The sequence below is a fragment of the Malonomonas rubra genome (assembly GCF_003247215.1).
In the GTDB taxonomy this organism is placed as follows: Bacteria; Desulfobacterota; Desulfuromonadia; order Desulfuromonadales; family Geopsychrobacteraceae; genus Malonomonas; species Malonomonas rubra_A.
Genome location: NZ_QKAP01000067.1, coordinates 1 through 9,193 on the forward strand (window position 1 = coordinate 1; position 9,193 = coordinate 9,193).

General features: G+C 51.5%; 11 protein-coding genes. All 11 read right to left on the reverse strand.

Translation table 11 applies throughout. The annotated features are described in order from the left end of the window. Positions 1-383 (reverse strand): hypothetical protein (locus Q7J88_RS06505; protein WP_303721349.1); only part of this gene is annotated, 383 nt, incomplete at its 3' end. Continuing rightward, on the reverse strand, positions 384-1,337 hold the full coding sequence (locus tag Q7J88_RS06510) for a hypothetical protein (protein ID WP_369681984.1): 954 nt from the start codon (positions 1,335-1,337) through the stop codon (positions 384-386). 14 nt (positions 1,338-1,351) lie between these two features. Beyond that, on the reverse strand, positions 1,352-2,782 hold the full coding sequence (locus Q7J88_RS06515) for a glycosyltransferase family 39 protein (protein WP_303721351.1): 1,431 nt from the start codon (positions 2,780-2,782) through the stop codon (positions 1,352-1,354). Positions 2,783-2,994: 212 nt separating this feature from the next. Beyond that, entirely contained in the window at positions 2,995-3,627 is a 633-nt protein-coding gene (locus Q7J88_RS06520) for a class I SAM-dependent methyltransferase (protein WP_303721352.1), read from the reverse strand. A 2-nt stretch (positions 3,628-3,629) separates the two neighbouring features. Then, positions 3,630-4,535: a glycosyltransferase family 2 protein gene (locus Q7J88_RS06525; RefSeq protein WP_303721353.1), complete on the reverse strand. Its 906-nt coding sequence runs from the start codon at positions 4,533-4,535 to the stop codon at positions 3,630-3,632. An 11-nt stretch (positions 4,536-4,546) separates the two neighbouring features. Beyond that, positions 4,547-5,122, reverse strand: a complete 576-nt coding sequence (gmhA, locus tag Q7J88_RS06530) for a D-sedoheptulose 7-phosphate isomerase (RefSeq protein WP_303721354.1) — start codon at positions 5,120-5,122, stop codon at positions 4,547-4,549. Positions 5,123-5,164: 42 nt separating this feature from the next. Further along, positions 5,165-5,872, reverse strand: coding sequence for a lipopolysaccharide kinase InaA family protein (locus Q7J88_RS06535; RefSeq protein WP_303721355.1), 708 nt, complete (start codon positions 5,870-5,872; stop codon positions 5,165-5,167). Positions 5,873-5,891: 19 nt separating this feature from the next. Next, entirely contained in the window at positions 5,892-6,494 is a 603-nt protein-coding gene (locus Q7J88_RS06540; RefSeq protein ID WP_303721356.1) for a lipopolysaccharide kinase InaA family protein, read from the reverse strand. Positions 6,495-6,581: 87 nt separating this feature from the next. Then, the gene (locus tag Q7J88_RS06545; RefSeq protein WP_303721357.1) at positions 6,582-7,493 is read right to left on the reverse strand and encodes a glycosyltransferase family A protein; all 912 of its coding nucleotides are present in this window, start codon (positions 7,491-7,493) and stop codon (positions 6,582-6,584) included. Then, positions 7,486-8,304 (reverse strand): lipopolysaccharide core heptose(I) kinase RfaP, encoded by an 819-nt coding sequence (gene rfaP, locus Q7J88_RS06550; protein WP_303721358.1) that lies wholly within the window; start codon positions 8,302-8,304, stop codon positions 7,486-7,488. The genes Q7J88_RS06545 and rfaP overlap by 8 nt, the downstream gene beginning before the upstream one ends. Beyond that, positions 8,301-9,193, reverse strand: an 893-nt coding sequence (locus Q7J88_RS06555) for a glycosyltransferase family 4 protein (protein ID WP_303721359.1), incomplete at its 5' end; no start/stop codon positions are given. The genes Q7J88_RS06555 and rfaP, both read right to left, overlap by 4 nt.

Here is a 9,193-nt window from a genome sequence, read left to right on the forward strand (position 1 = left end):
ACCTCCTTCACGACGAGAAAGCCTCCCGTCGGCAGTCCCAAGCGGCGCGACTCCCCCCAGGCGACCGGCTGCATCACCGCAAAACCTGCACGATCAAGCGCCGATAACATGCGCAACTCGCGGATCGGTCCGCAATGTGGTCTATGCCCAAGAAAAAGGGCCTTGAGCAGCCAGACTAGCGGCTCACTGGTCATGCGCTTGAGGTAGAAACGTCCGGCAAGCCCCTCCGGTCCGTCAAGAGAGAAGCGGTAGAGTTTGCGCCGGTCCCGCGGGCAACTGATCATCTCACCTACGGCACCGTGCATCAGCGCTGCGAAAGAAGCCAGCCCGTTGGCTTTGAAAAGAGGCTCGAAGGCAAGGTTTATATGGAACGTATCAGGCATTTACCCCTTCACCCGATCGAGGATGGCGGCAGCCAGCAAAGGAATGTTGATTTCATGATGACCGGTAATGGTGTAACCGCGGCCACCGCCGGAAGTTGGCCGCTTGACCACGTTCTGCAACGGCCGGTAGTGCTGGATCATGTCGAAATTAGCCGTGGAGAAATTATCGACATGGTAGCCAAGGTTCTGAGCAATCGACAGAGCTTTCAGAAACACTTCAGGAAGAAGCACAGCGGAACCGACGTTAAGCCAGACACCACCGCTCAGGTGGGCAACCACCGAAGTCAACAGGCGAAAATCACGGGCCGACATTTCACCGGTGACAGCACCGTCGAACTCCGGGTGTTGGTGAATGATGTCGGTGCCGATGGCAACATGAACGGTCACCGGAATATCGTACTCGACGCAGGTCGCCAGAAGGCTGTAGTCTTTATACGGGTGATTTTTGTCAATGATGCAGCGACCGATGGCGGCACCGAAACCGATATCCTCCGGCAAGCCCGACTTGAGTGCGCGATTCATTCCGCCGCCGGTTTCTTCAGAAAAACCGAAATCGCCGCTATGCAGAACCGCACCGACGTCCTCGGAGGTTGCTCCGATCAAAGAGACTTCGAAATCGTGAATGGCCGCTGAACCGTTCATGGCCACTGCGGTGATGATTTTCGCCTCGATCAGAGTCTTTAGAATCGGCTGCAGCCCGCACTTGATGACATGCCCTCCCATGGCCAAAACCACCGGTCGGCCGTTGCGCCTGGCGGCCACTACAGCATCCACCACCCCGCGCAACTGATCGGCGCCGAGGACCTTGGGCATCGCCTCAACCAGATCGGCCACGGAAATGCCGACGCCGGAGGGTTTTGCAAAGTGCTCACGGACATTGACTTTGTTATCGCGGGAGGCGAGCGGATAGGTACTGATTCCTGTCCAATCGAGTTTTTTCACAGAAGGACTCATTTAATTGGCCTTTCTTAATCCTTCAATGTCTTACGAAAAATCAAAGCTCCGTATTTTTCATCATCGAAGCGGATCAATAAGTCATACCCGTCAAACGTTGAAACCGCCGCGATGTTTTTGAGACGAGTCTCAATGGAGATCAATTCCGGCTGATGCAAAGAAACCTCTCTCCTGAAATCCCGAGCAAATTCTGCACGGATGAAATCATCACCCCGCCCGCCATAAAAAGGGATTTTCTCTCCGTTGGCAAGAAGAGAGAGCCCTTGCAGTGATGGCTGTGCGGCCAACCACTGCCCGGCCTCCATCGAAGAGAGGCCCTCCTTGGGTGTCATCGCTTTCACCGATTGAACCGCTGAAAAAATCAGAAGGACTGACACTACACCACAAACAACCCTCTTGCGGGTCAACGATCCGGCCATTTCGACCAAACACTCCACTCCGAGCCCGATCCAAAAGCAGAAAAACATCGTTGGTATGTAAAGGTAACGCTCGTCGAGGAAGTTCAGGTGCAGATTGTGCAAATAGGCCATAAGAAGATAGGTGAAAATCGTGACAGCAAGAAACGTTCTTCCCCACTTTTTTTCGACGGAGCACACCAACCCGATCATGCCAACAAGGAAAAATGGCCACCAGATATTGGCAATCAGCAGGCGCAGCATGCCAATCAGGTAGATGATGGCCACATTTTCCCGGACGATTTGGACAAAGTCATTTTCAGGCATTGGCCCGGTTACAGCCTGCGCGGCGTCCAGGCTGGCATCAACCGCCGGATGGTGGAAAAAAATACCCCGCTCAGCCACTCCGGAAACAAAATTGCCGACTTGAGCCGCCCGGAAAGATTCCCCAGCGGACGCAGCAAAATACCAGCCTGCGGCAACCAGAATCAACAGCAGCGGGGCAAGATAGAACCCTGCACATGTCAGGGTCCTGATTCGTTCAGCGGGAGATCTCACGAGAGTTACAAGCAACAACAGCAACCCGATGGGGAGAAAGAGGATACCCTCCAATCGGATCGTCATTAAGAGCATAGTCAGGAAGGAACAAAGAAGAAAGCAAACAGGATACAGCCGCTCGAAAGCATACCATAGCAGATAGACCAACCAAGCGACCACGAAAAGGAAAAACGGATCCCGCATGACGGTCACGGAAAACTTATTAAAAACGGGCATGACCGCAAAGACAAGACAAGACCAAAAAGCTGACGTAGGAGTACCAATACGCTTGAAAAGAAGATAGAGCGGGCAAAGGACTAGGACGGAAGAAATCGCAGAAATCAACTCTCCGGTCAAAACTGGATCCAGCCCTGCTTTGGCAAAAGCGGCGATAAGAAGCGGATACAGAAAAAGGCTGTCTCGCTTGAACGCTGCGACAAATTCACCGTCGATAAATTGAAGAGTCTGATTGATGTAGCGGGGGCCATCATTGGAAATGACCTGATGGTTCACCAAGATGACCACCTTCACTAGTAAAGCAAGGCACACCAGCGCGCAGAAGACCCAGGGATATCGTCCTGGGTTTACGGCGCTGATCACATAAGACTTAGCCCCGAAATTTCTCATCGAACCATAAATTCACAAGTTATTACTGAGAAGGCCGTTATCGAAGAAAACGTTTTTCCAATTGTTGTCAGACAAGATCCGATCATCTAATCAGTTATTTATGACTTAGAACCGATTACGACTATACCAGTAGCATAGTCAATTCCTAGCAGACTAATTAGTGGCCTGCATACATATGCAACAATTTTTTTTCTCAGCCCCATATTAGTTTTAGTTCTATAGGCCACGCACCCATCAAATCCAATGGTAATTAATATACCTGCGAGTTCATCATAAGAAAACGGGGTTATATGTGTACAGTCACGCCAGAATCGTACAGGGTGGTGTACATTTGGCGTACTAACTAATATTACACCACCTGGACTTAACAACTCATAACATTTATTCAATAGCGCAAAAACGTTTCCTGGCTGTAGGTGCTCAATAACCTCAAACACAGTTATGACATTATATTTTCCTTTGCATTCATCGACAGAGTAATATTCGTGCTTATGTGTAGTATCTACATCACAACTGAAGTAGAATATATTATTACTTGATTTATTATCTATATAAGACTTGAGACTCCTGTCATTTGCCCCGACATCCAACAGGTGGGCTCCATCGTACAAATACTTAAGAAGAAGCTCCCTGTGGCCTTTTACAAGAGGGAGATTTAGCTGTGAGGACAATTGACGATAAGCTTTTTCTCTGCCACTCTTAATTTTATCCCAATCTACCTTATTATCCATACTCACCTCTTTGCGTACTCACGCAAGCGCAACATAACATACAAAAACACAAGTCTTATATCAGTTCGGAAATAATGTTTACTCTTCCAGAATGTATCGTAATCATCATTAGTTACAATTCGTTGACGCAACAAACTTTTCCCATACTTAAAATACTCATGAGCGAGTAACTTTACCAGATCATCTTTGTGATGAATAAATTCTTCATCTGACAATAACTTATCTAAACACCTTACCTTCTCTAGCCTCACATGATTTGTCGTTTTAGAAATGTTTGAATCATGTTCTCTTCTGTATATAACAGGCTTATCCATGAACTTTACATGTCCAAGTCCACACAGTCTCACAGGTATCTCCAAGTCTTCATAATACTTGTAAGTATTTTCGTCGAAACCTCCAATATCCCTTATTGCATCTATGCGATATAGTCCAGATGAAAAAACCGGAAGAACTCCTCTAATCATCCAGGCAACAGGGTCTTCTGATGCAAACATTTGCCGTTGTTTGTCGTTTATCAGCCCATTTTCAATAACTTCATTATCAAAAACTAAATGTCCATTCGCATAGACCGCAATAGAGGTTGGGTCATTTGCAATAGCTTTCGCCCTTATCGATATACTGTCCACAGGTAAGTAATCATCGGAAGCTAACTCACAAAAAAAATCCCCCCGTGCCATTGACAGACCCTGGTTCAGTGTCTTTATCAACCCACAATTCTCGCGCGACACGAACCTGAAACCTCCACGACGCTCGAGTAGTTCACTAATTACCTCAGGACTGCCGTCCTTCGAGCCATCGTCTATGACGATCAGGTCTATCTCCGGCCAGTCCTGATCAAGCACACTCTCGATAGCTTGAACCACGTATTGGCGATGGTTGTAGGACGGTATGACAATGGAGACGAGCATTGCGGGATGACTCAAGAGTTGAACAACTCACGTTCGACCAGATCGCACAGCACATGAATGATCGTGACATGCGATTCCTGAATATGCGGCGTTTCCTGCACCGGAACCACCAGGGCGAGATCAACCTGACCTGCGATGCTGCCGCCATCCCTGCCGAGAAGTCCGATAGTCCGGCAGTCGGCAGCACGTGCGGCGACAAGCGCCGCCAGCACATTCGGGGAATTTCCCGAGGTCGAGATGCCGATGACCACATCTCCCGGTTGCGCCAACGCTTCGACCTGACGGCTGAACACCTGCTCGAAGCCGTAGTCGTTGCCGACGGCGGTCAGGATCGAAGTGTCGGTGGTTAGGGCGATCGCCGGCAAGGCCCGACGCTCGCGCAGAAAACGTCCGACCAGTTCGGCGGCCAGATGCTGAGCATCGGCTGCCGAGCCGCCATTTCCCATGACCAGAACTTTATTTCCGTTAGCCAGAGCCTCGGCGGTCAGCCGTGCCGCCTCGGCAATTGCCGGACTCAGCTGCAGTGCGACCAGTTCTATGACCTGCTGGTGGCGAGCCATGTGCTGTTTAATCAATGATGTATCCATATTGTCTCCAAAGAAAGATTAACTCGGCCCAGCAACGTCCGTTCAGCGAAGAGCGAGCCTTGCCAGAAAGCCCGTTATTTGGGCCTCAGGCAACTTGCGCCAACGCATATCCCTGACGAAATGGCCGACATCTTTCTGCCGCCGGTTTCTTGAAAGCGAGGCAGCGCGCCAGCTGTTATCGAAGTCGATCAGCCAGATCTTCGGGCCGGCCTCTGTTTGCGTAATCAGCAGGTTGCGCCAGTTGCTGTCACCATGCAGGATGCCGGCCTGATGCAATCGTCCGTAGTTTTCGGCAGCCTGAACCAGGATGTCCCCCTGCTCAGTCTCGGTGAGCTCATCCCAGCACTGATCAAGCGGACGGCTCTCTTGAAGATAATGGTCGAGCACATAGCTGCGGCGCAGGAACCGCCAGGAGCGCTCTTCGAGACAAAGGAGCGGCAGCGGCACCGAAACTCCGGCTGCATGAGCCTGATTCTGATTGAAAAAAACCTTCAGTGCCCTGGAACGTTTGAAAACATGGCGAAAGCCGTACCAGATATTGCGGTAGGCAAAGCGCTTGAGCAAATAATCTGTTCCTGCGATGGTCACCCGCGCCGTCGTGCAACCCCGTCCACGACCGGGGAGCTGTTCGCCGGCAACCAGCAGACGATCTGGGTCGGGAAGCAGATGGGAGAGCAGCGACCGAAAATCGTCTCCGGCCCGCTGCCATACCAACAGGCCATTCTCCCGATAGCAACTCCGTTTCAGCATCTCCGTTTGACCACCTAAATCATCCTGTAGCAACGCGATAGGCAGTTAAGAACCTCTGACTAAACTCAGGTTCTGCGCCAACAGCAACGAAATCGGCCATGAATCTGGCAAGATCGTCAGCAACCCCCCGTCGGCAAATAAAACGACAACGACAGGCACCATCGAGATCGGACAGAACCAGCATTAGCCGACCATTGACCTGGCTGCTAAGAATATTATTCCACTTCAGGTCGCCGTGAACAAAACCATTCCGGTGCAACCCAGCAATGAGTTCACCTGCGCAGCTAATCAGCTCTTTACGGCGCAAAAAGTCACCTTGCAGCCAAGCGTTTCGCAAATCTCCTTCGCCTTCGATATATTCAGTCAACAGATAACCATTGTACCAGAATCCCAATCTCTTCTCCTCAAGATAGGCGATCGGCTTAGGAACAACCACGCCGGCTTCAAACATGCGAATGTTGATTTTCCAGGTTCTCTCCCCGCGCGAACCCCTGAAAAAATCGACAAACCGATAGACACCACTCTTTAAATAATACTGTTTAAGGAAAAAAGACCGGCCAGATAGAGTAATCCGTGCCGCATATCCACGGCTACCATTTTTACACATAACGCCTTGCTCCAAAAGGAGTCTCGGGCCAGCCAAAAGTTCGTGACGAACCTGTTCGTAAACTGGATGGTCATAAACTTTTATGTGCAAATTCCCAGACATCTATTTAAAAAGTATACGCAAGTATTTACGAAGATAAGACAGATTTAGCAATAAAGAAGGAAAAGTCTTGATTCCAGATGAATAATACTTCTTCGCTTCAGCATAACTACCGGCAATATAGCACGACCTGAATAGAGACAGGTTCTGTCTTGCCCTGAACTCTTTATAATATTTCATAAAATTCATCGGCAGAATTTCAGGATTGAATGTGATAGCAACGATCGCATCACCAGTCTTCCGGATGCTTTCAATATCAAACCGCATGCTCTGAGGGTGCCTAAAGACATCCAAAACCGGTTCCCTTAGTGAGGCACATTCGAACAGCGCGAGTGTTTGTGCAAAAACCGGTACATCTTCACTACTCCTCACATCGACAGGGTAGCGTATCACATCGAAAATCCGCCGCGCCATAATCACCGCACCATTCGATATTCCAAATTCGTGACGCAGATAACCGCAGAAATTCGCTTCTCGATTGGAACCTATAGATCTGGCCTTATGAACTCGTATTCGGCCGTCAGGGTGTATGGTGCGGTGCCCGGCAAAAACCATATCTATCCGTCCATGCCGTCCCAGAAAATCCCTGAAAAGCGTTAAAGCACCTGGCAAAAGCCGATCATCCGCGTCAAGAAAAATCAGGTAATCGCCCTTGGATACATCGACACCCAAGTTACGTACTGCAGCAAGTCCCCGATTTTCCTGCCGGAGAGCACGCAGACGTTGTGGGTATCTTGCTGCATAGTCGGCCAGAATCTGTGGCGTGTTATCTGTGGAACCGTCATCAATTACAATCACTTCAATGTCATCGCACTCTTGTGAGAGTGCTGAATCGATTGCCCGTGACAGCAAATGACCATAATTAAAGGCCGGAATGACGACCGAGAAGAGGACGGCTACCGATTGATCAGACATGTATCCCCCGCGGCAAAAACGGGTCTTTACCAAAATCGCTCCGGTAAGTCTGAATGGCGCGGCCCAGGACGTCATACAACAGATCCCGGTCGTCGGTCAGGATCGTGCGCAGCGGCTGACCACGATAGGCGCGAAGGAAGCGCAACCAGTCCCGCCTGCTCAGGCCGATGTCGAAGGTTGAAAACAATAGTCCCCCGAGATCTTTCACCAGCCAGCGTCGCGGCACTTGCCGGCGCAATTGTACACGGTGCAGGTCTATCAGGTGAAGTTCGGGAGTGGCGGCGTGCAGGGATGACCGCTTTGCAAGAAAATGGCAGAGATAGAAGTCGCGATGGTTCACACCGTTTTCATGCAGCTTACGGGCGACCGCTGCAACCTCCCGGATCAGGGACCATTTTATCCCTGGCTGCAGCGGACTGGCCGGCCAGTCCCGGCAGACATCCTCGAGGCTTACGACATCAACCAGTTCGTCGGTAATCAGGAATGACTGCTGCCGGGCGGGGTTCCACCCACGCCGGCCATAACCGGCAATGGTCATGGTCGCTATGCCCAGTTCTTCACAGCGGCGGATGGCCCGATATTCATTTTCCGCACCGAGCACCGGCAGGCGAAACGTCAGCAGGTTCTTGAGTATTTCGCGCCAGCCGACCCCGAAGTGCAATTTGGCAAAGTAGCCGTGGCCATCATGCTCCCAGCGCAGGGTGCGGCGACCGGCCAGTTCACGATAGACCTCCCCCTGCAGGGCAAGGATCCGGTCGAAGGCCGCTTTGCCAGAGAACTTCTTTGCAAGATCGGCGCGCAGTTCGATCATGAACGGTTCCCCGCAGCAACAGTTTCAATAGCATCAACTGCTTTTTCGGGCATGCTGAAGATATCTGTGCGCTGGACATAGGCCAGTCCTGACCGGCCGCGTTCGGTCCGCTCCGGAGATGCCAGCACCCTAGCCAGTTCACGGTTGAATATCATTTGATCGAAAGGTACCGGCACGACCCAGCCCCCCTCCCCTGCGAGCACGTGACCGGCATATCCGCAATTGGCCGTGGTCAGGACCGGCAAGCCGGCGGCCATGGCCTCAAGCAGCACCGTGCCGGTGTTTTCGGTCCGGGCTGGATGGAGCAGCAGATCGGCAGCAAGCAGGAGTTGCGGCACATCGTCACGTACCCCGAGAAACGTGACTTGTGATTCGAGGCCCAGACGCCTGGCGAGTCGTTCCAGGGAGGAAGCATCACCACGACCGGCCACAAGCAATCGAACCCGTTGCCGAAGAGTATCCGGCAAAGTGGCAATCGCCAAAAGGCTACGGTCGACACCTTTGGTCCGGAATGCCGAACCCACCTGCAACATGGTCAGCGTGTCATCATGGAGTTGCAACTCGCTGCGGACTTGGTTGCGGCGGACACCGGCATCGTGACCGGCCACCCGGTCGCGGGAAATCCCCGGGGGGAGCAGCGTAAACCGTTCAATCGACGTGCCATACCATTTCCTGAACTTCGCCTGTTCCGGTTCGGCAATTAGCAGGATATGGGTCTTAGCCTGCGGTGCAAACACGCTTCGCTCCAGAGTTACATAACACCGATAGCGGCTACCGAACCGATAGAGCCACGACCTGGTTTCAGCGATCGCCGCGATATAGCAGGGATCAGCGGCATAATACAAGTCGAGGCCAGGCAACTTGTTGAAACCGACAACCGCATCCCACG

Excerpts from the sequence above, each read along its gene's own strand:
- Q7J88_RS06510 (WP_369681984.1), bottom strand. The coding sequence starts at position 1,337 with ATGAGTCCTTCTGTGAAAAAACTCGATTGGACAGGAATCAGTACCTAT.
- Q7J88_RS06520 (WP_303721352.1), bottom strand. The coding sequence starts at position 3,627 with ATGGATAATAAGGTAGATTGGGATAAAATTAAGAGTGGCAGAGAAAAA.
- Q7J88_RS06525 (WP_303721353.1), bottom strand. The coding sequence starts at position 4,535 with ATGCTCGTCTCCATTGTCATACCGTCCTACAACCATCGCCAATACGTG.
- gmhA (WP_303721354.1), bottom strand. The coding sequence starts at position 5,122 with ATGGATACATCATTGATTAAACAGCACATGGCTCGCCACCAGCAGGTC.
- Q7J88_RS06535 (WP_303721355.1), bottom strand. The coding sequence starts at position 5,872 with ATGCTGAAACGGAGTTGCTATCGGGAGAATGGCCTGTTGGTATGGCAG.
- Q7J88_RS06545 (WP_303721357.1), bottom strand. The coding sequence starts at position 7,493 with ATGTCTGATCAATCGGTAGCCGTCCTCTTCTCGGTCGTCATTCCGGCC.
- rfaP (WP_303721358.1), bottom strand. The coding sequence starts at position 8,304 with ATGATCGAACTGCGCGCCGATCTTGCAAAGAAGTTCTCTGGCAAAGCG.